Annotated in this window: 13 protein-coding genes; 10 read left to right on the top strand and 3 right to left on the bottom strand. The window is 42.2% G+C overall.

Going from position 1 to position 23,782, the window contains the following annotated elements:
- The first annotated feature begins 183 nt into the window (after positions 1 to 183).
- The 6 genes from AB0L18_RS00410 to AB0L18_RS00385 all read left to right on the top strand — a co-directional run bounded on the left by AB0L18_RS00410 (position 184) and on the right by AB0L18_RS00385 (position 13,008).
- Positions 184 to 1,140, top strand: a complete 957-nt coding sequence (locus tag AB0L18_RS00410; protein ID WP_367390610.1) for a YceI family protein — start codon at positions 184 to 186, stop codon at positions 1,138 to 1,140.
- A 55-nt stretch (positions 1,141 to 1,195) separates the two neighbouring features.
- Positions 1,196 to 9,892, top strand: coding sequence for a glucoamylase family protein (locus tag AB0L18_RS00405; protein WP_367390609.1), 8,697 nt, complete (start codon positions 1,196 to 1,198; stop codon positions 9,890 to 9,892).
- 18 nt (positions 9,893 to 9,910) lie between these two features.
- Positions 9,911 to 10,429, top strand: coding sequence for a hypothetical protein (locus tag AB0L18_RS00400; protein WP_367390608.1), 519 nt, complete (start codon positions 9,911 to 9,913; stop codon positions 10,427 to 10,429).
- Between the two features lie 30 nt (positions 10,430 to 10,459).
- Entirely contained in the window at positions 10,460 to 10,774 is a 315-nt protein-coding gene (locus AB0L18_RS00395; RefSeq protein ID WP_367390607.1) for an HPF/RaiA family ribosome-associated protein, read from the top strand.
- Between the two features lie 155 nt (positions 10,775 to 10,929).
- Complete coding sequence (locus AB0L18_RS00390) at positions 10,930 to 12,024, top strand: AI-2E family transporter (protein ID WP_367390606.1); 1,095 nt, start codon at positions 10,930 to 10,932, stop codon at positions 12,022 to 12,024.
- A gap of 111 nt (positions 12,025 to 12,135) precedes the next feature.
- A complete protein-coding gene (locus tag AB0L18_RS00385) occupies positions 12,136 to 13,008 on the top strand; it encodes a universal stress protein (protein ID WP_367390605.1) in 873 nt (290 codons plus the stop codon).
- Here the strand turns inward: AB0L18_RS00385 and AB0L18_RS00380 are convergent.
- Complete coding sequence (locus AB0L18_RS00380) at positions 13,005 to 13,565, bottom strand: helix-turn-helix domain-containing protein (RefSeq protein ID WP_367390604.1); 561 nt, start codon at positions 13,563 to 13,565, stop codon at positions 13,005 to 13,007. The genes AB0L18_RS00385 and AB0L18_RS00380 overlap by 4 nt on opposite strands.
- A gap of 639 nt (positions 13,566 to 14,204) precedes the next feature.
- Positions 14,205 to 19,121, bottom strand: coding sequence for an ice-binding family protein (locus AB0L18_RS00375; protein ID WP_367390603.1), 4,917 nt, complete (start codon positions 19,119 to 19,121; stop codon positions 14,205 to 14,207).
- Positions 19,122 to 20,312: 1,191 nt separating this feature from the next.
- Here AB0L18_RS00375 and AB0L18_RS00370 point away from each other — a divergent pair.
- From AB0L18_RS00370 to AB0L18_RS00355, 4 genes are all read left to right on the top strand, one after another.
- Positions 20,313 to 20,963: a hypothetical protein gene (locus AB0L18_RS00370; protein WP_367390602.1), complete on the top strand. Its 651-nt coding sequence runs from the start codon at positions 20,313 to 20,315 to the stop codon at positions 20,961 to 20,963.
- A 142-nt stretch (positions 20,964 to 21,105) separates the two neighbouring features.
- Positions 21,106 to 22,623, top strand: a complete 1,518-nt coding sequence (locus AB0L18_RS00365; RefSeq protein ID WP_367390601.1) for a serine hydrolase domain-containing protein — start codon at positions 21,106 to 21,108, stop codon at positions 22,621 to 22,623.
- Between the two features lie 35 nt (positions 22,624 to 22,658).
- Positions 22,659 to 22,796 (top strand): hypothetical protein, encoded by a 138-nt coding sequence (locus AB0L18_RS00360; RefSeq protein ID WP_367390600.1) that lies wholly within the window; start codon positions 22,659 to 22,661, stop codon positions 22,794 to 22,796.
- On the top strand, positions 22,793 to 23,398 hold the full coding sequence (locus AB0L18_RS00355) for an SDR family NAD(P)-dependent oxidoreductase (RefSeq protein ID WP_367390599.1): 606 nt from the start codon (positions 22,793 to 22,795) through the stop codon (positions 23,396 to 23,398). Before AB0L18_RS00360 ends, AB0L18_RS00355 begins: the two co-directional genes overlap by 4 nt.
- Here AB0L18_RS00355 and AB0L18_RS00350 read toward each other — a convergent pair.
- The gene (locus AB0L18_RS00350) at positions 23,339 to 23,773 is read right to left on the bottom strand and encodes a cupin domain-containing protein (RefSeq protein WP_367390598.1); all 435 of its coding nucleotides are present in this window, start codon (positions 23,771 to 23,773) and stop codon (positions 23,339 to 23,341) included. The two genes, AB0L18_RS00355 and AB0L18_RS00350, sit on opposite strands and share 60 nt — an antisense overlap.
- Positions 23,774 to 23,782 lie beyond the last annotated feature (9 nt).

The raw sequence follows: 23,782 nt of genomic DNA, 5'->3' as shown, positions 1-23,782 counted from the left end.
GTCTGGAAATTTTAAGTCTAGAATACCATTTGATGCACTGCCTCCAGTACTTTACTGGGGGCTTTTTTGAATGTTAAATTTAAAATGTGTGATACATGTAAGTCTTTGCAGCGGATGTGTAATGTATTGAAAATGAATAGGATCATCTTTACTGAATAAATGAACAATCTAATTAATAAAACAATGACTAAATATTCCCTGTCACTTGTCGCGTCGCTGATGGTCATCTCTGTTGCATTCATGCAATGCAGTGCGCCTGAAAATGATGAAGCACAGGTGACTAGCCAACTGGATACTTCCATGTCAGTGATCACTGCTGAAGTAAAGGTAGATTCGGGACTAATAGCTGTAGACCAGCCTGAAATGATGGTTGATAAGCCTAAAGAGATGGCTAGTAAGCCTAAGGTAGCCCGTATTGATAAGCCTGCAATGACTACTAACAAACCTAAGGCAATAATCACTGAAAAGCCGAGCGTTGCTGTTACCGTTCCCAAAATAACCACCACGGAAAAGCCCATCCCAACTATTGTTGAACAACTGGAAGACGTTACTACTCAAGAGCTGGAAGCAGCGGCTCCTGAGATACTTAAGGCAGTAACTACTGAAATACAGTCAAAATTGACCGCTGCTGACTTTTCCCTGAAATCTGTAAATGCAACCATCAGTGGTACGTCCACTTTACATGATTGGGTGTCAAAAGTGACGGTAATGGAAGGCAAGGGTTCCTTTCAGATGGAAGACAATGTGCTGTCTTCGATTAAAGATGCTGAAATTAAAATTAAAGTGACTGGCATTAAGAGTGAAGAAGGGGATAAGATGGATGATAAAACCTACGAAGCTTTTAATTCAGACAAGTATCCTTCTATTATTTTTCCCTTCAGCAATGCCGTTGTAAATATAAATGATACTCACGCTGTAAGCATAGGTACTACCGGTAATCTTACCATGGCTGGTACCAGCAAGGCGGTTTCTCTTTTGGCTATTGGAAAAGAACTGCCTAATGGAGACTTGCAATTAACCGTTTCCAAAACGATAAAGATGACAGACTTCAATATGGAGCCCCCTGTCATGTTCCTTGGAGCCATAAAAGTTGGAGACGAAATAACCGTCAGCTTCGATTTTGTTCTGTCTAAAGATTAAATTATGTCAAATAATATCTAATTAATGAATAAAAAAAACTAAAAGGGCAGTCCGTATGAAATTGATACCTAAAGCAGATGAACTCATATCCAATATGAGGGATTTGTTTCAAAGTAATAACGCTAATCAACGTTACTCACAAGAGGAACCATTGAGGGCGCAGTTATTCAGTTCTGATCAGATGGAACGCTTAGGAAAAACCCTCGCGGGAAGCCATAAGATAAGCAAGAAACCGGCAAAGGATCATTTACTCGGACGGCTTGCAAATAATGAAATCATTCTGCACAGCGTGCGCAAGCTTATAACCGATTCAATTAAAAGAAAAGATCAGATTTCGCCCGCTGCCGAATGGCTGATAGACAATTTTTATCTTGTTGAAGAACATATACGCATTGCAAAAAAACATTTTCCAAAAGGGTACAGCGAAGATTTGCCTCAACTCTCAAACAATGAATCCGAAGGATTAGCACGCATCTATGACATAGTCATCCAGATTATTTCTCACAGCGATGGAAGAATGGACATGGAGAGCCTGAGCAGTTTTGTGAACGCATATCAAACCGTTACCAATTTGCAATTAGGTGAACTGTGGGCAATACCTATAATGCTTCGCCTTGCGCTGATCGAGAACCTCAGGCGCGTATCAATCAGGATCGCTATTGAAAGAGTGGATAAAAGCCTTGCTGATTATTGGGGAAAGAAGATGATTGAAACGGTTGAAACGGATCCCAAAAATCTGATATTGGTTATTGCCGACATGGCACGGTCAAATCCGCCTTTGACAAGTGCTTATGTTTCTGAATTAATCCGGCAATTGAGAGGCAAAGGTCCTGACTTGGCTGTGGCGCTTAACTGGATAGAAAGGCAATTGTCAGCAATCGGATTGACGAGCCTTGAATTGGTTCACGCAGAAAATCAAAAGGAAGCTGCCGACCAGGTTTCCATGAACAATAGTATCGGCAGTCTTCGTTTGCTGGGTGCAATGGATTGGCGCGAATTTGTCGAAGCACATAGCATTGTTGAGAAAACGCTTCGTGAAGATAACAATGGAATTTATGGCTCAATGGATTTCTCAACGCGCGACAGATACCGTCATGTGGTGGAGCGTATTGCAAAGAAAAGCAAAATAACAGAGCATGAAGTTGCCCGCATAGCCATACAGCTAATGCATGAAAATGCACTAGAAAATATTAATGATGATCGCACATTACATGTTGGATATTACCTCATAGGGGATGGAGTCAGGCAAACCAAAAAACGGGCTAAAATGCCTGTGTCGGCTTTTGAAAGGGTCAGGTACGGATTGAGAAAACATACGCTTAAAATTTATTTAGGTGCTATCTTGTTAATCACATGTGCGATCACTGCAGGTATTTTATTAAGAGCATATAGGGATACACAAAATAACTGGCTGCTTTTTTCAATTGCGGTGCTTTCGTTGCTATTTGCAAGTCAGCTTGCCATATCGGTTGTTAACTTTTTTTCTTCTTTGTTGGTTAAACCGAATCTGCTGCCAAGAATGGATTTCTCTAAAAAAATCCCCTCTGAGTTCCGCACATTGGTTGTAATCCCTGTAATGCTCACTAATGAAAAGGCAATTGAAAATTTAGTTGAGGCATTGGAAGTCCGGTTTCTGGCAAACAGAAACGACAATTTGCATTTTGGTTTACTGACAGATTTTACGGATGCTGCGGAGGAAACACTTCCCGGAGACAAGTCTCTTATTGATTTAGCAAAACGTGGTATTGAAGAACTCAATAAAAAATACGGTAGAGAAAAAAATGATTTATTTTTTCTTTTCCATCGTCCGAGGTATTGGAATTTACAGGAAAATACGTGGATGGGTTATGAGAGAAAACGCGGAAAAATAACTGAACTTAATTCATTATTGCGTGGGAGCTTAAATGAAAGATTTTCACTCATCATAGGTGACCAATCCATTTTCCCACAAATAAAGTATGTGATAACCCTCGATGCAGATACACAACTGCCGCTTGGCTCAGCTTGGAAGTTAATAGGAACGATGGCTCATCCTTCGAATCATCCATGGTATGATGAGAAAAAGAAACGTGTAACCAAAGGGTACGGCATTCTTCAACCAAGAGTAACGGTCAGTTTACCAGAAACAACCAGTTCGTTATATACACAAATGCATGGGAATGAGCCAGGCATTGATCCTTACACACTTGCATCATCCGATGTGTATCAGGATTTATTTGGGGAAGGTTCTTTTATCGGCAAAGGAATTTACGAAGTGGACATTTTTAAAAAAGTTCTTGAAGGAAGATTTTCAGAAAATACCATTCTAAGTCACGACCTCCTTGAAGGTTGCTATATACGGTCTGGATTGTTGAGCGATGTGCAATTGTTTGAAAAATATCCGACCAGCTATCGAGCCGATAGGAAAAGGTTTTCACGATGGATTCGTGGAGATTGGCAGATTTTTTCCAGATTTCTACCTATGGTTCCTGATGTGAAAAGACGCTGGCATAAAAATCCTCTTTCAGTTTTATCACGATGGAAAATATTTGATAACCTTAGACGAAGTTTAGTTCCTCTTGCTCTTACCTTGTTTTTGTTAATGGGTTGGATGGTATTGCCATCTACTTTGTTCTGGACAATCACGGTTTCCGTGATGATCATACTCCCGACTATCATTTCTTCCGTTTGGGATACGATCAATAAGCCGAGAGAAGTCACCTTAAGTCACCACTTTGAAAATTCTATCCACAACATTGCTGATATTTTCAGAAAGACTTTATTTAAACTTATCTGTCTTCCTTACGAAGCATTTTCTAATTCGACAGCAATCATACAAACACTATGGAGAATGTCGATTTCCAGGAAAAAAATGTTAGAATGGGATCCATCTGATAATGAAGAAAAAAGTATTAAAACAAATCTGTTCGATTCCTATTCTTCTATGTGGATTGAACCGGTTCTTTCTTTGGTAGTACTTCTCTACCTGTTTATTTATTCTCCATTAAAGTTAAGCGTAGCGAGTCCTATCTTGTTTCTTTGGTGCATTACTCCTTATGCTACATGGTGGTTAAGTAAACCAATAGCGAAAAAAGTTTCCTTACTAACCAATGAGCAAAATATTTTTCTAAGAAAACTTGCTCGAAAGACCTACAGCTACTTCGAAAAGTTTGTAGAAGCTGACGATAATTGGTTGCCGCCAGATAATTTTCAGGAACAACCCCTTGAGCTGATAGCACATCGTACATCTCCTACCAATATTGGACTTTCATTGCTTGCCAATTTATCTGCCTGCGAGTTTGGTTACCTAACAACTTCACAGCTTATTGAACAAACAACAAAGACGATAAGCACGATGAATAAAATGGAGCGGCACAGAGGGCATTTCTACAATTGGTATGATACGCAATCGTTGAATCCATTATTTCCAAAATATATTTCAACAGTTGACAGCGGAAACCTTGCTGGGTATTTGCTAATATTGAAACAGGGGTTGCTTGCTATTCCTCATCAAAAAATAGCAGGCCCAAAATTATTTGAAGGGCTCCGGGATACGTTACATGTTCTTGCCGACACATTGGAAGAAAAAGACCGTGAATTACTGACCCCGTTTAATATTGATTTAGAAGCAGCATGTGGAGCTGATTTAAGTACACATCGTGATACGAAATTTCACATTGAAAAGTTGACAAAAAGCTTCTTGTCTGTTTTTGAAAACCTGAACAAGGATTCAAAGACCGAAACCTATTGGTGGAAGCAAACATTGAATGAACAGTTAGTGCATCTGAATGAAGATATTAGCTTATTTATACCCTGGGATTTGTTATCTACCGTTCCTGCTAAGTTTACAACTTATTTTTCCCTGAGTGCGGATGCAACATTGTTTGAATTATTAAATGCGATAAAGGAATTACAGCTTGAAGTGAATCGTCAGCAACATGAGCGCAATTCCGATAATGAAAGAGAATGGCTCGGATTATTTAAAACTGCATTAGCGGAGTCAATACGTCTAGTTGAAGCTCGAATTGATTCCGTCGAAAATCTTGCCCAACAATGCAATAGGTTATCAGAAATGGAATGGGATTTCCTGTATGATAAATCAAGTAATCTGTTTACCATTGGTTACAATGTGCAGGAAAATCGCACAGATACAAGTTTTTATGATTTGCTGGCATCCGAAGCAAGGTTTGTTGTTTTTACGGGTATTGCGCAAGGAAAACTACCTGTTGAAAGCTGGTTTGCATTGGGACGTTTACTGACAATGGTAGATGGTGAAACAATACTTTTATCATGGAGTGGTTCCATGTTTGAATACCTGATGCCGCTTTTGGTAATGCCGACTTATGAAAATACACTACTTGACCAAACCTATAAATCGGTCATTAAATGCCAGATTAACGGTGTTAAACAAAAAGGGGTGCCTTGGGGAATATCTGAGTCTGGTTTCAATATGATCAACGCTCATTCTCATTATCAATATCGTGCATTTGGCGTTCCCGGGCTGGGATTGAAACGCGGACTTGAAGAGGATACCGTGATTACCCCTTATGCATCTGTTCTTGCCCTGATGGTGGATCCGCAAGAAGCATATAAAAATCTGGAATTTCTTTCCGAAAAGGGATTTGAAGGTCAACATGGATTTTATGAAGCCATAGATTATACACCATCGCGCTTGCAACGTGGACAATCAAGTGCTACTGTTTATTCATTCATGGCCCATCACCAGGGTATGAGCTTATTGGCATTAGCATATCTATTGCTTGACAAGCCCATGCAAAAGCTATTTGAGGCCGAACCACAATTTAAGTCAGCGCTTTTATTATTGCAGGAACGTGTTCCAAAAGCAACCGCTTTTTATGCACACACCACCGATATTGCGGAAAGCAATTCTGTGGAGGTTGGAGCCGAAACAAGGGTATTCAATACGCCAAATACGCCTTTACCTGCTGTACAATTATTGTCAAATGGCAGATACCACGTAATGGTAACAAATGCAGGAGGAGGCTACAGCCGTTGGAAAAATCTGGCGGTCAGCCGCTGGCGAGAGGATGGAACTTGCGACAATTGGGGGACATTCTGTTATATACGCGATGTAGAGAGCGGGAAGTTTTGGTCCAATACTCATCAGCCAACGCTGCAAAAAAGCAATAAATATGAAGCCGCATTTTCACAAGGTCGTGTTGACTTTCATGCTACCAACAACGAAATAGAAACACATACTGAAATTGTAGTATCACCCGAAGATGATATAGAGATGAGAAGAGTTTGCATCGCAAACCGTTCTTCTATTCGCAAGACTATTGAGCTTACAAGTTATTCCGAAGTAGTGCTCGCACCTGCTGCTTCAGATTTAATGCAGCCCGCATTTAGCAATCTTTTTGTCCAAACAGAGATTCTCGCACCTCAACATGCCATTATTTGTACACGCAGATCCCGATCAGCCGAAGAGAAGCCACCATGGATGTTCCATCTGATGACGATGAAAGGGAAAACTGCTGAACAAATATCCTATGAAACAAACCGGATGGAATTCATTGGTCGCGGAAATACAACCGTGAACCCACAAGTGATGAACAAACCGGGGCCGCTTGCCGGAAATCAAGGATCGGTGTTAGATCCAATTGTTTCGATACGATATAAAATAACGCTTGAACCCGAAGAAGCCGTTACGATTGAAATGATTACAGGGATTGGTGAAACCAAGGAAGTGTGCCAAAGTTTAATCGATAAATACCAGGATAAGCATCATCAGAATCGTGTGTTTCAATTAGCATGGACGCATAGCCAGGTCGTACTAAGACAAATTAATGCGTCGGAAAGAGATGCACAATTGTTCGGTCATCTTGCCAGTCCCATTCTATTTATTAATTCCGCATTTCGTGCAGACCCTGCCATACTTATCAGCAATCATCGCGGGCAGTCAGGATTGTGGGGCTATTCCATTTCAGGAGACTTACCTATAGTGCTTTTGAAAATTGAAGATCAGGATAACATACAATTGGTAAAACAACTTGTACAGGCACATGCTTATTGGCGACTAAAAGGGCTCGCTGTTGATTTGGTAATATGGAACGAAGAGCAAAATGTGTATAGGCAGGATTTTCAAAATGAAATTGAAGCACTCATTCCTGCCGAATACAAAGATCGTTCAGGAGGCGTTTTTGTCAGAGCTTCCGATCAGATATCCAAGGAGGATCGAATCCTGTTTCAAACTGTAGCACGTATTAATATTTCTGATAGTGACGGAACATTATCAGAACAGATTAAACGCACACAGATTCCAGGCGTAATCATTCCGTATATCACACCAATACAAACAACTAAAGCGCTAACACCAATTGAACGGCCAAAGAATTTAATCTTTTATAATGGTACGGGAGGTTTCTCTGCTGACGGAAACGAATATGTTATTGTTGTTGATGACAAAAATAAAACCCCTGCTCCTTGGGTAAATGTAATTGCGAATCCAAATTTCGGAACCGTTATTTCAGAAAGCGGAACGGCTTATACATGGACGGAGAACGCGCATGAATTGCGCCTCACACCATGGAAAAACGACCCTGTTTGTGACAAAGGTGGAGAAGCATTTTACATTCGCGATTATGAAAACGGACATTTCTGGTCTGCTACACTTCTTCCATCAGGAGGTCAAACGCCATACATCACTCGCCATGGATTTGGATACAGTGTGTTCGAACATATCGAAGATGGAATCTTTTCCGAAATGACTGTGCATGTTGATTTGGAAGCTGCCGTTAAATTCAACGTTTTAAAAATTCGTAATCAATCGGGAAGGCCACGTCAGCTATCGGCTACCGGATTTATAGAATGGGTGCTGGATAATAACAGATCGAAAACAATCATGCACATTCACACCGAAATTGATCCTGATAGTGGAGCACTCTTTGCAAAAAATCCTTACAATGCCGAATTTAATGATCGTGTTGCATTTTTCGATGTTGATAATTTTAAAAAATCGTTTACGGCTGATCGTGCTGAATTTATTGGCCGCAACGGTACCTTGCAGCATCCTGATGCCATGTCCAGGAAAAAACTTTCCGGAAAGATCGGACTTGCATTAGATCCATGCGCGGCAATCCAGGTTCCCTTTGATCTGGCTGATGGCGAAGAAATAGAAATTATTTTTCGTCTTGGAGCAGGAAAAAATGCGCTTGATGCCAGTTCAATCGCAAAGCAATTCAGAGGAAGTACTACTGCATTTGATTCATTAAAAAAAGTAAAAGAATACTGGAAGCATACGCTTGGAGCATTGCAGGTGGAAACGCCGGATGCAGCCCTCAATATGATTACGAACGGCTGGCTCACCTATCAAACACTTTCTTCTCGACTCTGGGGCCGGAGCGGATTTTATCAATCAGGAGGCGCTTTTGGATTCAGAGATCAGTTGCAGGATGTATTGTCACTTCTTCACGCAAAACCACAACTTGCACGTGAACAAATTTTACTTTGCGCTTCGCGGCAGTTTACAGAAGGAGATGTACAACATTGGTGGCATCCGCCAACTGGAAATGGTGTTCGTACACGTTGCTCAGATGATTTTCTCTGGTTACCATTTGCAACAACGCTTTATATTTTGCATACCGAAGATGATGGTGTGCTCGATGAACCAGCAACTTTCATTGAGGGCAGGCAATTAAACGCCGGAGAGGAGTCCTATTATGGCACACCTGTTAAATCCGCTACCACTGCTAACCTTTATGACCACTGTGTAAAAGCACTCGAACATGGATTCAATTATGGTATACGTGGCTTACCCTTAATTGGTACCGGTGATTGGAACGATGGTTTTGATAAAGTGGGCAATAAAGGAAAAGGAGAAAGTGTATGGATGGCATTTTTTCTTTATGATATTTTAACCCGATTCGAAACGGTTGCTTCTTTACGTAACGATTCCGTATTTGCTGACGAATGTAAAAAACAAGCGCAGCAATTAAAGGAAAATATTGATAAGCACGCCTGGGATGGAGCGTGGTATAAACGTGCCTGGTTTGATGAGGGGGCTACATTAGGATCTTCCAATAATGAAGAATGTAAAATTGATTCCATCGCGCAAAGCTGGTCTGTTTTATCAGGAGCAGGAAATGAGAAGCGCGTACATACCGCCATGGAATCAGCTTACAAAAATCTGGTACAAAAGGATATAGGAATCATTCAGTTGTTAGAACCACCATTCGACAAATCAGATTTAAACCCTGGATACATTAAAGGATATGTACCCGGAGTAAGAGAGAATGGTGGGCAATACACACATGCTGCGGTATGGTTGGCGATGGCTTTTGCAAAACTTGGTGATACTAAACGAGTGTGGGAATTATTGAATATGATCAATCCTGTGAACCATGGGAAAACTTCCGAAGAAATTTCAGTTTACAAAGTGGAACCTTACGTAATAGCAGCAGATGTGTATGCCCGCGCACCACATGCTGGACGTGGCGGGTGGACATGGTACACAGGTTCTGCCGGTTGGATGTACCGGCTGATTACAGCATCTCTTCTTGGTTTGCAACAAGAGGGAGACAAACTGAAACTCGTTCCATGTATTCCTCAAGAGTGGAAATCCTTCACCGTACATTATCGCTATAAGAACTCGGTCTATCATATTGTGACTACACAAAAAAACAGCCCAGGAGAAATGATGGTAACCGATGATGGAGTGGTTCAAACAGATAAGATGATTACGCTGAGAGATGATGCAGTTGAACACGATGTTCAGGTCAGCATATTTACAAATTCAGTCCCTAAAGGACACTGAAAAAATCTAGAAGATAAAATGAAAACGAAAAAAGAATGGGAGCAGGATATCACAACCATCACTACCAAAATTCATCAGGAATTTCCCGAGCTATCTAAATACATTTCTGAAATACCGGTAAACAGCTCAGACAAAGAGGGAATAGATAGTGAGAACCTGAAAGAATACTATAATTCTTTGGTGGAACTGGTAAGAAAGTATTCGAAAACACATGAAGGCATGAAAGTGAAAAACGATACAGAGAAGTCTAAGTTGCCAGGCTATCCATTATATCCGCCTTCGGAGGATATTTACTACCAGGAGCAGAAAGAAACGGCAATAAACCCCAGTGATCTTTCAAAAAAGAAAGCTCCAAATGATGAAGAAGGAACATTGAACGAAAAGGGTTTTAAAGGCCATATGTCGGGGGATGATTTAGATGTTCCGGGATCAGAATTAGACGATCAGCAGGAAAGTGTGGGCAGTGAAGATGAAGAAAACAACTACTACAGTTTGGGAGGAGACAACCACAATGATCTGGAAGAACATAATGGTTGAAAAGAATAAATAACAAAAAAATTAACAATAATGACAATTCAATTTAATACCGACAAAAACATTGATGGGGGAGAAAGAAGTAAAGATTTTTTTACTTCCCAAGTCGCACAAGAGCTCGATCTATACCAATCTGAGATTACAAGAATAAAAGTTCATCTGTCAGACGAAAACGGAGGAAAAGGAGGAAGGAATGATATCCGATGTTTGCTTGAAGCCCGACTGGAGGGCAAACAATCCATAGTAGTTTCAGACCAGGCAGATACGGCTGAATTAGCGGTAACAGGAGCTATTGATAAACTAAAAAATGCTTTGAAAACGATACTCGGGCGTAGCCAAAGTTATTAAAGCTAAAAGAGGCCTTATGCAAACGGCAATGAGCTTGTTTAAGGTTTTCGGCGCTATCCCTTTTATTGGGCTAAAAGATGTAGTGAAGAACAAATAAAAATCGAGAGATAAAAAATAAAACCCGGGTATCTGGATGGATTATTCAATAGCACAAAATGATACAAAAACTGCCTTTAACGGTCAAACGCTCGATAGAATTATTGGGGCTGGTTTTGCTTGCTTTTGTCATTGTACAATTGCAGGATATACTGATGCCTTTGTTGATGGCGCTAGTGACCTCTGTTGCATTGTTACCCGTTTACAGGTACCTGGTTCGTAAAAAGATACCTAGTAGTATTTCTATTTTCCTGACGATGTTTTTAATGTTAATTGTACTTACGGTAATAACATTTTTAATCATCTCCCAACTCAGGCCATTGGTGTATGATTTCACAGAAATTAAGGAAAATATCATTAATCACATCAATGTGATTAGCGTGTGGTTCAGTGAAAAAACCAGTATTTCTGGTGCCCAACAAACCGAACTAATCCAAAATCAAGCTAGTAATATATTGGATTCTGCGGGGGAATACCTTAGCAATGCCATGGGATCCATAAGCACATTGCTTATATTTTTGGGATTGTTCCCGATCTACACCTTTCTGATTCTTTATTATAGAAGTACGCTAAGGAAATTTTTACTGATGTCCTTTCAAAAGGGTAATGAATTACAAATCAGTGAAACATTAAAAAGTATAGAATCTATTATTCATAGCTATATCGTTGGGTTATTGATACAGTTTACTTACATGACTATTTTGCTCGGAGGAGCGCTACTTATTTTTGGCATCGATCATGCGCTGTTGATCGGTGTTATTTTTGCTTTACTTAACCTCATTCCCTACGTTGGTGCATTCATCGGCAATATCATTGGGGTATTACTGACCCTAAGTGCTTCGACCAACCTGAGTTCCGTATTTATTGTTTTGATCATCATTTCTGCAGTACAGTTTTTGGACAATAATATTCTAATGCCATCTATTCTAGGGTCCAAAATTAGAATAAATGCACTCGTGAGTTTATTTGGCGTGTTTGTTGGCGGAGCTTTGGCAGGAATAGGAGGCATGTTTTTATCCCTACCGCTCATGGCCGTTTTCAAAGTAATATTCGATCATACCGAAGAATTCAAAAATTGGGGCGTATTGCTTGGCGATGTTCAGCCTGCTACGAACAGGTTTCTAAAACGTAAAGATCAAGAGCCTTCGATGTGATATGGAGGCCCGAAAAGTGAGATATATACAACTCTTACCTAGAATAATACAACTATTCCACTTTGCTGTTTCGCTATCTTTAGTAATACGTAAGCTTAAAAACCAAGACCAATGAAAAAGATAATGTTTGCTTTAGAGTTTTATGATCATGCTCCTAAAGTTTTCAAATACGCCGCGAAGATGGCCTATGCTTTTAAGGCTGATCTCCTGATGATGCATGCACACGGCAAACCGGAACCCATGAGGTCTTCCGACCAAATGATTGAGGAAAGACATGATAAGGTGATCGAAAAGCTGAAGGATTTTGTCAATGAACACCTTCCTGAAAACTACCACGGAAAGCTGAAAATAGATTACCTGGCCGTGAATGCCTATCCATTAGATGGGATTTTGGATACCGCACTTGATGAGAAAGTGGAGCTTATTGTGATGGGCATGACGGGAAAAACCAATGCACTGGGGAGTAAATTAGGCAATACGACACTCAGCGTGTTGGCCCAGGCCGATTGCCAGGTACTGATGGTGCCAGAAGGGGCGACATTTACGGGTATTAACGACCTGCTCTATACGGTAGATTTTGAATTTAGAGACCTACAGGCCATCCATTACCTCAAAGATTGGAGCCAGACGCTGGACGCAGTCTTACATGTCTTGCATGTTGTAGAGGGCGACGAAGAAAACTTGGACGTTTTGAAAAAAATGATGATCCTGAAGAAAACTTTCAAAATGGATACAGCCATTGATTTTGACCTCCGATTTGGTCATTTTCGTACGGAGATCGAACAATTTGCCAGGGGAAAAAAAGCGGATATTGTAGCCATGATTTCCCATAAACACAATTTCATCTCTCGTTTATTGGACGATAGTTCGCTGGAAGCGATCGCCACAGAGATCGAACTCCCACTGTTGGTGATCAAAGAGGATGCGTATGAATTTGACGAAGCGGCTCTGCAGTGGGTGGAATTCTTGAAGTCGATTGCTTAGAAATCTTCCAGATTCTTCTTTCGTTTCTGCTTGAGTTTTTTGAAATAAGAAGGGCTCAAGCCCGTGACTTTCTTGAACTGGTTGGACAAATGCGCCACGCTACTGTAATGCAGCATGTAAGAGATTTCTGTAAGGTTGTACTCGTCGTAGAGCAACAGTTCTTTTACCCGTTCTATTTTGTGCGTGATGATGAAGTGCTGAATGGTGGTGCCCTTGACCTCGGAAAACATATTAGACAGGTAAGTATAATCGTAGCCTAATTTCTTACTGATGTAGTCTGAATAATTAACGTGGGGTAAATCCACATCATAATGGATCATTTCAATGATCACATTTTTTATTTTTTCGATTAGAATAATTTTAGGATCATCCAGCAATTCAAGGCCTGAGCGCAGCAAGGTGATCCTTAACTCTTCCCGCTGTTCAGCGGTCGGCTTGCAGCATAGCTCTATGGTGCCTAGCTCCACGGATATGTAGGGCTGGCCCAATGTTTTCAATTCTGCTTTTACGACCATCTTGCACCGCAAGCTGACCATGTATTTGATATATAGTTTCATATATCTTTGATTAAGTAGACCAAGTCGAAAAAAACTTTTTTGACTTCTGTAATATCAGTCAGATTAGAGGGGCTGATTGTGGTCTTCTTGGCATCTTGTTATTTGATAGGTCTTATATTGTTTTAAAATACACTTAATGCCTTAGATTATCAGTTGTTTATGTTATGTGAATGTACTAAAGCGCTTACTATAGCTTGGATAATTTTTATTTCTGCCAATATGTAATCTGACAAGCGAGACCGATACCTTTAGATAATCCCTGTCGTTGATTGCTAAGGGTAGATGGGTTTCGGCTGGAGAAATAAAAAGGGCAGGAGCAAAAGTTCCTACCCTCTGGAACTAACTTCTGAGGCAGTCGTATGATCTATTAAAAAACACGTTTCCGCTTAATCAAGTTAGCCTTTTTTGAGGCTGATGGAGGTGTAAGCCACGAGTACATTTATGTCCATAATGCTTATACAAAATTGCACCTTTAAAGTGGTTTTTCCCTTACACATTAGTCACTAAAGGTTACATATATCACAGATAAGTTGGTCGTGCTCACTTTGCCACAAAAACATCAAAACACCAATTTTTGTGAAATTTCGTGCGATTTGTGTTTTTGTGGCTAGGTTTTTACGTAAGTGAACGATGCCTTTTTTACAAAACAATGATCACTTTTGTCACTACTTCTTTCCTCGTTCTAACCTGTACCAGGTAGCTCCCTTTAGGCAACTCCGCTACATCAATCGCGTAGGCGTTTGCCCCCGTTTGAGCGGTAAAGCTGCTGCTAAGGATGACTTGTCCAAAGGAGGTGATCAAGCGTATTTCAACCACTTCCTCTACGTTAGCATCAAAATCAAGGAAGACCCTTTCACTCACCGGGTTCGGCCTTAAGCTGAAGTTTTGCAGGGAACCGATGGAATGGTCTGTTGTATTAGCATCGCTAATCGTTGAACCATCACTTATGACGCTTTCAATGGTTCCTGGCGCGTTGAGGGAGTAGCTACTATTACAATCCAGGAAAGCCATACACATGGAAGAACAACCAAAAGAATCAGTCACCGTCAGGATAATTTTCACCGTTGACCAACCCATATAGATCGTGATCTCAGGGGTGTTTTGTCCTCCCAGGATGAAACATTCCTCCCCTTCGATTTCCCAATCATAGTTGACTCCTCCGGTAAATGTACTACTGATAATCACGCCATGAGAGTTACATTCGACGTTTTCAGGTAGAACAATCGTGCAATCGAGCATCGTATCCGGTATCCAGGTAATCGTCTGTACTTCTACCGTGGTATTGCCACAGGCATCCGTTGCGACCCAAGTCCGGGTTACTATAAAGACACCAGGTTCATTACCCTCTTCTATGGTCTGCGTGTATACGATGGTCACCGAATTGTTGGTGTCACCGGTAAAGACTGCTGGAACGGGGGGTAAAGGAGCACACTCAATCGTGAGATCGTCGGGGACGCCGCGCAGTACCGGTGGAACATCATCAATAATATGCACTGTAAAGGTCAAGGTCGTTGAATTGCCACAAATATCGGTTGCGATCCAGGTGTATACCCTTTCTTCAAAATAGCCAGCTGCTTCGCAATCTTCGGGGAACGTGACAACCAGCGTGAACACCGGAATAATCGTCTCCCCGCAATCATCTGAAACGATGACGCTATAGGCATCCAATGCTTCCAAACCTTCGAGCTCAAATACCTGCCCCAGGTACACTACTTGAGGTTGGTAATAAAGGTAGTCGTGGATTACGGAGTTGTTGGGAATGTTGATTACTGGTGGTGTCTCATCGTAGCGGATAATAATCTGACTGACCTCCGAGACATAACCACAGCTATTCACCGCCGTCCAGGTTCTCCTGATCACCAGGCCTTCACAGATAGATTCCAGGGTGTCTTGTACCATCGTGACGGGGACAAATTCTCCGACACAGAAATCGTAGGCGGTGACATCAGGAAGCGTAAGGTCTTTACAAATCAGCGTGTCTACTCCTTCAATCGTTGGCCCTTCACCAATACCCACGTGGATAATTTGCTGCCGGGTGGTTGCGTTACCACAGGCGTCTGTTGCCGTGATGATGCGTTCTATGGAATATTCAAAAACACAGACTCCTGGAACAATGGTATCCAAGGTAGTTATGGTTACCTCTCCACAATTATCCGTTGCATAGGCGACGGGCAAGGTATCATGGCATCCAATCGTTATTTCTGCTTCAAAGTCAGGAAATACCGGACTGGACTCATCTACCATTTTTGCCATGATACTTAACTCACTCGTGTTTCCGCAGACGTCCGTAGCCGTCCATTTCAATTCAACGATTGCGATGACTCCACTGACGGAGCAATCCCCCGAGGCTACAAGGGTTTCTGAAAAGCTAAGTGTTACATTTTCTGCACAAGCATTTTCAACGCTAACATCCGCTATTCCAAAAGAAGTGTACTGCCCAGAAGTTGCAGCGCAGTCCAATCGCAGGGTATCTCCCGTGGCTATTTCTGTCAAAACAGGATTGCTAAAGGAAATGACGGGGGTACTTCCCCCATTGGTGATCATCACGGTCGTGGCGCGGGAGGTATTTCCACAATCATCAACCGCTTCGTAAGTCCGTAGCACCAGCTCATTGCCACAGGAATTTGGAATATTGACATCCCAGAAATGGATGGTTGGCTGCGTACAATCATCGGTGGCGCTGATTTCCTCCAAGACGGGGCTGCCCAGGCAGCTGGTATCTGGCACACCAATCAGCACAGGCGCTTCGTGGTCGACCAGTCTGGCGATAAGGACCAACTCGGAGGAGTTGCCACATTCGTCAGATCCCTCCCAACGATAGATCGTTTGCGCTACAAATCCGTCTGCTTCACAATTATTGGAAACGACTGTTGTACTATCAAAAACAACCATTAAAGCCGTGCCGCAGGAGCTGGCGTCATAAACCGCCTCCTCATTCAGGAAACTGAAAAATGACGGAATCCCTCCTTCTTCGCAAGTATATTCGAAGATGGTTCCAGTTGCAGGTGCCCCAATTTCAGGAAAGTCGAGTACCCATTCCGGGCCGGTCGAATCAACAAGGGTGATGTTTTGGGTCTCCGTAGTGGTGTTCCCACAACCATCCGTAGCGGTCCAGGTTCTTACGAGTACCTGGCCATCAAGGCAGGTCGTAGTAGGGCGTGTTTCTTCAAATAAAACCACACATGCGCACAGACACTCATCGGTGGCGTAAACAAACGCAGGGAGGGCCGGAATAGCATTACACTCCACGGTAATATCCTCAGGTACGCCAAAGATAACGGGTGGCATGGTGTCGATCAAGGAGAGGAATAACACCGCATCGCTGCTGTTTCCACAAAGATCGGTGGCCGTCCAGGTGAGGCGAAATAAGCTGATGTAGCCATCTTCCGCACAGGTGCCCTCGTTTTCCAGCGTATGGGTGAATGCGATAGCGACGGTGCTACCACAATCATCCGTTGCAGTAACACTGCCCTCGTCGTAGTTGGGGAGGTTCCAATTTGTATCCTGACCAAAACAGGGTACGGTAATCGTATCTCCGTTGGTCAACAATGGATTGTTGATGCTAATGACAGGTGCCGTAGTATCTTCGATACTGATCGTCTGTGTACAGGTAATACTATTTCCAATGTCATCGGTAGCCGTCCAGGTACGCATAATGCTGTATTCCTGAGGGCAAAGTCCTCCCGCTACAATGACATCATCAAAGCCAATAAGCGGAGAAATGACACAATTATCAGTGGCCGTGGCCGTCCCGGTATTTGCGGGCAGGGTGCTTTCGTCACATTCAATGCTTACAGCTATCGGGCAAGTTATGACGGGTGGAATAAGGTCACCCAGCATGACCTGGTAATCACAGGAGTTACTGCAGCCATTTGCATCCGTCACCGTCACCGAAAAGAGCCCCGAGGTGCTTACGGTAATACAATTGGTCATCTCACCCGTACTCCATAAATAGGCGGCGAAGCCCGGAGTGGTGCACAGCTCCGTCGATTCTCCTGCACAAAAGATCGGGTTGCCAGTGATATCGCAGCTAGGCACTGGGTTTTCCGTGACGGTTTGACTACAAACACTTTCACAACCATTTGCGTCGGTTATGGTTACCGAAAAGGTGCCAGCAGTATTTACCAGAATACATTCACTGGTTTCGCTGTTGCTCCAGAGGTAGGCGGCAAAGCCGGGCGAAGCACACAGTTCCGTCGATTGTCCGGCACAAAATTCGGGGACGCCGGTAATGTCGCAGCTAGGCACAGGATTCTCCGTGACGGTTTGACTACAAACACTTTCACAGCCATTTGCGTCGGTTATGGTTACCGAAAAGGTGCCAGCAGTATTTACGAGGATACATTCACTGGTTTCGCTGTTGCTCCAGAGGTAGGCGGCAAAGCCGGGCGAAGCACACAGTTCCGTCGACTGTCCGGCACAAAATTCGGGGACGCCGGTAATGTTACAGACCGGCACTGAATTCTCCGTGACGGTTTGACTACAAACACTTTCACAGCCATTTGCGTCGGTTATGGTTACCGAAAAGGTGCCAGCAGTATTTACGAGGATACATTCACTTGTTTCGCCGTTGCTCCAGAGGTAGGCGGCAAAGCCAGACGAAGCACACAGTTCAGTCGATTGTCCGGCACAAAATTCGGGGACGCCATTAATGTCGCAGGGTGGGAGAGGGTTGACTGTTACAATAATGTGGTTGGAAGCCTCACTGCCACAAATCGTTGTATTGGTAACAAAATAGTCGCCACTGGTTGTTACGGTGATCGTTGGAGTGGTTTCGCCCGTATTCCAAATGCCGTCTACGTTTCCGGAAAGCACAACACTACTGCCTTCACAGAAGGTAACAGGCCCGTTTGCGGTAATGTCGGCAGGAACTGGCGGCAGCCCTATGCTGATTACATTATTATGTAGAGAGACAGCACCTACTGTTGCCAGAGCTCTGCCCAGAATAGTGGCTCCTTCCAATGCTTCAATTTGTCCGTTGGCAATGAAAGTACCCAGGAAAATAGAAAGGTCACCCAGTTCGACAGCACCGTTTATTTGCCAATAGACATTACACAAGGAGGCACCATTGATGAGCATGACCCGTGAATTGACGCCGGTCGATAAGGCACCATTGATCTGAAAAATAAACAAAGCATCAGGATCATTCTGGCCGTCGAGGATTAAATCTCCATTTAAAGTAGCTGCGCCCCCGATGCAATACACATTAGGGGGAAGGATCTGGTTGTTTCCCAAGCCAACGCCCAGCACAATATCACAAGTAAGAGCACTTAGATGACTGTAGGCAAGACCAACCCCTATGGATGCCTGTAAGGAGATGGCATCCTGCACGTGGATAGTTCCTTGTACCGTACCTGGAGGAAACCCCGCGAATGGACCAATGTTCGTACCGATATCACCGGTGATCATGCTTGTTCCATCGTTATTAAATGCTCCATTGCCTGTAAATACAGCAAAACTGGAAGCAACACCCAAATCTGGTGCTTGCGCAAAAATAGCTGACGGCAATAATAGCAGCATCAGCCCAAAAAGGGTCTGCGAGAAAAAAGTTTTCATTCTTTTCTAGTTAAAAATAGTGAAGAGATTCCACCGCTTGAGAAGGAGAAATCTTGAAAGTGTTTGATGTGTGTTCTTAACCACGGAAAAAGAATGGTCAGGAAAAGTTCATAGTTGAAAAAGGAAAATCAACGGGGAAAATTCGAGATAATATTAGGCTTGTATTCACTGAGAATTCCTAGACGTGCGCGCATTATAAAGCTGTGAATAAGGTCTCTTTACTGAAGTAATTTTCTCCTTACGTAATATAAGCAATATAACATAAAGAAAGCTATATATGTCAATAATTATTTTACATAATTCACTGGTTTTCTGTAAAATGAAAAAGGTGTGGGGTGTATCTACTGGATTCATGGTGGTGGAAACGTAGTAAGTGTGCCTACAAATGATATATTGCTTCAAGTGTATCTCAGGGGGGGAAAGAATGGCACTGTACCCTTTGTGCTCTCCCTTTCTCACAACCCCACCTGATCCCACCGCGCCAGCAAGTTCTTACTACGGCTATATTCCTCTCGCAGGACCGTCATCTTTGCCTGAAAAGCATCCAACTTGCCTTGATAGGTAGCCTTGCGCCCGACTAGAGAAAGACTCGACCTCCTCCCGTTCTTCCGCAGTTAGCGGCCGCTCAAAAGACCGAAACTGATAACACTGGAATTCACCCATAGCGCAGTGATTTTTTGTAATAAAAGGTAACAAGCTCTAGACTTCCCCGAATATATAGTTTCCCGCTTTTAATGTCGTTTGTTAAAAGCATCTTTTTCAGAAATCATTAGAACATGTTTATTTCATTGTCAAAGGCTGCTTGCAAGTCTACGTTATTGATAAAAACGGAAAGGAGTCAGCTTTCATCATCAGTGCACTGCTCGGAAAATACGATAAACTGGCTTATGCCTTAATGGCATTGTATGTCTTTTTGATGGTCTTTCTGATTCATTTGCCCAATGCTGGTACAAGTGAAAACGAAATGTTGAACGTGTTTAGGTGTTTAAAAGGTTCCAAATCTCATTATAAGGTTCGAAATTATATTTCAGAACGATTCACCTTCCTTTCCACTCCATCTTTGCACTATCAATTCGATAAAGCAGAGTAAATAGTCATCGGATGATGATTCCTTTCCCCTTTACTAGATGAACTAATGATAACGGGAAGTGCTTTGCAGGAATCGGATTTTTCACAAAAAATATTACTATTATGAAAAATCTGTTTGCAATTCTTTTATTTTTTTGCACACTTAGTGCTTTTGCTCAAAAAAACTCACCCGTAGATGAAGAAACAGAGGTAGCCCATAAGTACAGGGTAAGTTTGCCTTATTTTATTATAACAGATCCTATCGGGAATTCTTGGGACGATAGAAAAAATACACAAATGATAGAGCTTCATGTAAAACGCAACCTGGATAATAAGAACATCGTAGGTGTGAAGTTTGCCACCTGGCGATTGTTTCAACCTATGGGAATCACCTGGTGGGATGGTCTTTTGGATAAGTTAGAGACAGAAAGTGAATTCTATCCAGGACATCTGCGAGAAACAGGAATAGGTATAACCTACCAACGCATGCTATGGAAGGGGCTATTTGCAACTGTTGAAGTGCTACCACAATTTCAAACCTATTTGGATCTAGACGGTAATAAACTTGGAAATGGTTTTAAACTTTATAACTCGTATCATTTGGGCTACCATGTCTCAATTGGTAAGAAAAAACGATTTTTCATAGAACCACAGATTCATAGTCAGCACTGGATGTTTGGTAACAATGCTCCTGATGGATTTAAGGAGTTGGATGATAAATGGAGAAACTACTTCCTTCTTGAGCCAAACATCTACATTGGGATGAATTTTTAAGCTATAGTCTGACAAGGCAGGATTCACAAATCCTGCCTTGTCAGACTATAAACATAAAACAACAAATAGCATGGCACCTGACGATCATGTCGGCTAAACGCCGCTTCGCCAGATACACCGAGGGTTCGCATCAATAAAAATTATGATTAAGATTAAGCGTATGAAACAACTGCTGTATAAATTAATTTTTCAAACTACTATTTTAGTTTTTTTGGGTTCTTGTTCCAACCTGTTCAAAGATTCAAACATACAAAAGGGTAGTTCAGATTGCATTAGCCAAGAAGCATCCGTTGAAAGAAAAATTCGACTAGAGACTGAATTGCGCGGGCAAGTGAAGTTTTTGGAAGAGGTGGAAAGCTTCATTTCCATAACAGATAGAATGTCAGCGTATAATATTCCTGCATTATCTCTAGCTGTAATAAATGAAGGTAGGATTGAATGGGCAGATATCTATAAAAATGTAAATTTTCCAGAAGTACAAAACCTGGATTGTTCTAGCATTTTCCAAGCAGCATCACTATCAAAACCAGTAACGTTTCTTGCGGCATTACGTATGCATTCTACTGGAGAAATAGACCTGGATAGAAATATACAGGACTACCTGCAAGATTTTGTATTACCTCAAGGAAAACAAACAGCTGAGCATCCAGTTACGTTTCGTAATATCTTTTCCCATACTTCAGGAATCAATCCTGGTGGGTATCAGGGATACGCTAGAAACCGCTCGATGCCTTCCGATCTAGCTATTTTAAGGGGTAGTGAAGAAGTCAATACCCCAGCAATAGAAGTCAGTACGCAGCCCAATGAAACACTGGCTTATTCAGGAGGTGGCTACACATTGGCTGAATTGGCTCTTCAAGACATCTACAATGAAGCGTTCTCGAACATCATGAAAAAATGGATCCTTGAACCTGCGGGAATGGAACACGCTGAGTTCACGCAACCATTACCTGACTCGATATCTAATCAGGTAGCCAAAGGTTACAATCAATCAGGAGAGCTTATAGATGGTGGATGGAGAAACCATCCAGAGCAAGCTGCTGCAGGGCTTTGGAGCAACGCTATTGATATGGCTAAATTCTTAATTGAAATTTACAATGCCTATCAAGGCAAAAGCTCGATATTTCTACAGTCCGATATTAAGACAATAGTAAGCCACGAACGAGACGGTCATATCTATGGATTCATCGTGAACCGGACCGAAGATGATATTGCTCTCACCCACTACGGAGGGAATGAAGGTTATCGTACAGGGATGACAATAAGCCTTACGAGCGGAAATGGCTTGGTCTATTTGATTAATTCAGACAATGGTGGGGCACTGGGGAATGAACTACTATTATCAGCCTCGGAGATCTATCAATGGCAGCATTTTAAGCAAACTAATGTTCAGCGTAAACAAGTTAGCGCTGAAATTTTAAAAGGCTTGACTGGTGAATACAAGTGGAACAATCAAATAGATCTTTCAATCGCATTTGATGAAAACAATAAGCAAATTTCACTCTATTTCCCGAATGGCGATGAATATAAACTTATTGCCATTATTGGTGATGGACTTGATTTTATTCATCCAAATACTGGTGTGAAAGTTTCGTTCTCAATGAATGATGACTTACCCTCTTTTAACCTCTACGGGCAAACTGCTGTTAAATTGCAATAAACAGCTTGAATTGACTTCTTTTCCTACCACATTAAATGAATCATCTTAAAGATACCCTTTCCCCATTGGAGCGGTACGATTTGATGGTGGAGATTTTCCCGAATATTCACAACCGCGTACCCCAACACATGATTGCCTCTTACCTCGGTTACCCATCGGAATCGCAATCATGAATGCAGGATACGGCACTTCTGGTAAATTCATAGACGCATCTATGGATCAGGAGGTAAATATGCTTGACCTTAACTGTAAATCTGTTTTACAACTTACCCACTACTTTGCCAATAAAATGAAAGCTGACGGCCAAAAAGGTGCCATCGTTTTTCTGAGCTCTATTGTAGCCTTCCAAGGCGTACCCAATGCGGCCAACTATGCTGCTACCAAAGCCTACGTACAATCTCTCGGGGAAGCACTGGCTGTAGAATTTAAAGCGGAGGGGATAGATATACTCTGCGCGGCTCCCGGCCCGGTACAAAGTGGTTTCTCTCAAAGAGCAAATATGATCATGGGTAACGCCTTGAGCGTGGAAGCGGTAGGCGTGCCCATCATCACGGCAATTGGCCAACGTACCAGAGTGCTGCCCGGGTTTTTGACTAAATTCCTGACTTATAACCTAAGTATGACTCCACGGTGGCTGAAAATCAGGATCATGGGGAAAGTGATGGCCGGGTTTACAAAGCATCACCGTAGTCGAATCCTGGTCGGGGATTATAAATCACATTTGTATATGCATATCATAGTTAGCTGCCTCTGCAATGACTTTATCAATAATTGATTTGTCGATTGATTTTTTCATGGCCTCTTCTTTTGTTGTCGGAATACCCATTTCTTGAAAAAAAGACAAGAATCCTTTTGGACTGTGCACGTTTATCCACTTACATGAGGAGGAGGAACTGTTGCTGAAAGTGTGCAAAGCACCCACTGGAAGGTTCACCGATTCCCCTTGTTTTACAACTTGGGTAACGCCATTTACCATAAATTCCATTTCGCCTTCAATTACCAAAAACAGCTCAGTGAAACCATTATGGATATGGGGTGGCGGCCCTGGAACATTTCCTGGCGTTTCACCAATAACCATATCGTAATTTCCCGAAACCTCTATCGGGCTTATTTTGTGCCCTAAAACCCATAATTCCTCTTTCTTTTCCATTTTAACAAT

This window comes from Lewinella sp. LCG006, assembly GCF_040784935.1.
Lineage (GTDB): Bacteria > Bacteroidota > Bacteroidia > Chitinophagales > Saprospiraceae > Lewinella.
This window is presented reverse-complemented; position numbering and strand designations above follow the sequence as displayed.

Bases quoted from the DNA above. Each gene is read 5' to 3' on its own strand.
- AB0L18_RS00410 (WP_367390610.1), top strand. From the start codon at position 184: ATGACTAAATATTCCCTGTCACTTGTCGCGTCGCTGATGGTCATCTCT.
- AB0L18_RS00405 (WP_367390609.1), top strand. From the start codon at position 1,196: ATGAAATTGATACCTAAAGCAGATGAACTCATATCCAATATGAGGGAT.
- AB0L18_RS00400 (WP_367390608.1), top strand. From the start codon at position 9,911: ATGAAAACGAAAAAAGAATGGGAGCAGGATATCACAACCATCACTACC.
- AB0L18_RS00395 (WP_367390607.1), top strand. From the start codon at position 10,460: ATGACAATTCAATTTAATACCGACAAAAACATTGATGGGGGAGAAAGA.
- AB0L18_RS00390 (WP_367390606.1), top strand. From the start codon at position 10,930: ATGATACAAAAACTGCCTTTAACGGTCAAACGCTCGATAGAATTATTG.
- AB0L18_RS00385 (WP_367390605.1), top strand. From the start codon at position 12,136: ATGAAAAAGATAATGTTTGCTTTAGAGTTTTATGATCATGCTCCTAAA.
- AB0L18_RS00380 (WP_367390604.1), bottom strand. From the start codon at position 13,565: ATGAAACTATATATCAAATACATGGTCAGCTTGCGGTGCAAGATGGTC.
- AB0L18_RS00375 (WP_367390603.1), bottom strand. From the start codon at position 19,121: ATGAAAACTTTTTTCTCGCAGACCCTTTTTGGGCTGATGCTGCTATTA.
- AB0L18_RS00370 (WP_367390602.1), top strand. From the start codon at position 20,313: ATGAAAAATCTGTTTGCAATTCTTTTATTTTTTTGCACACTTAGTGCT.
- AB0L18_RS00365 (WP_367390601.1), top strand. From the start codon at position 21,106: ATGATTAAGATTAAGCGTATGAAACAACTGCTGTATAAATTAATTTTT.
- AB0L18_RS00360 (WP_367390600.1), top strand. From the start codon at position 22,659: ATGAATCATCTTAAAGATACCCTTTCCCCATTGGAGCGGTACGATTTG.
- AB0L18_RS00355 (WP_367390599.1), top strand. From the start codon at position 22,793: ATGAATGCAGGATACGGCACTTCTGGTAAATTCATAGACGCATCTATG.
- AB0L18_RS00350 (WP_367390598.1), bottom strand. From the start codon at position 23,773: ATGGAAAAGAAAGAGGAATTATGGGTTTTAGGGCACAAAATAAGCCCG.